1 protein-coding gene is annotated in these 605 nt (G+C 61.0%); it reads right to left on the bottom strand.

The window, feature by feature from the left end:
• A partial coding sequence (locus tag ACXJKH_RS21875) for a condensation domain-containing protein (RefSeq protein WP_457322532.1) occupies positions 1-592 on the bottom strand: 592 nt, incomplete at its 3' end.
• Positions 593-605 lie beyond the last annotated feature (13 nt).

Below are 605 nucleotides of genomic sequence, written 5' to 3'. Positions count from 1 at the left end.
GGTGCACGTTGAGCAGGCCGAATGGCGCAGTGGTGCGCTGTACGTCCCCCAGCATCTGCTTGAAGAATGCATCGGGTCGACTGTCCTGCTGGCTTGACTTCACATGGGCGACGAAGTTGCGGTAGGGAACCGGCGTTGGCAGGCTCTGCGCCTGCCCAGTCATGATCGCGATGATCTCCGAGGTCACCACGTCACCTGTCGTCCGGTCAGTGGTGAGGTGGTGCATGAGCTGCATGACAATCAGCCGGCCGCTATGCGGATCGTTGGCGACCAGCAGTTTCACCAGTGGTGCCGTCCGCAGGTCAAGCCGGTAGTGGGTAGGGCTGAAGCGTGTCTTCATCTGCTCGATGAGATCCCCGTCGCCCGGGTCGAGATCGACGTCTTCGACCTGGACCTTGGCTTCCCTCACCACCACCTGGACAGGATCGCGCAGATTCTCCCAGCGCAGGCAGGTGCGCAGGATGTCGTGGCGCGCGATGACTTGGTTGAAGGTATCCACATAGGCGTCCAGAGTGGCTCGATCCTCGACGTTGTAGATGCTCCAGATGAGGTAGGGGTCGCCCTTGTCGGCCATCAGGTAGTGGAAGAGCATGCCTTCCTGGAGT

The organism is Stenotrophomonas sp. P5_B8, assembly GCF_054049855.1.
This window is presented reverse-complemented; position numbering and strand designations above follow the sequence as displayed.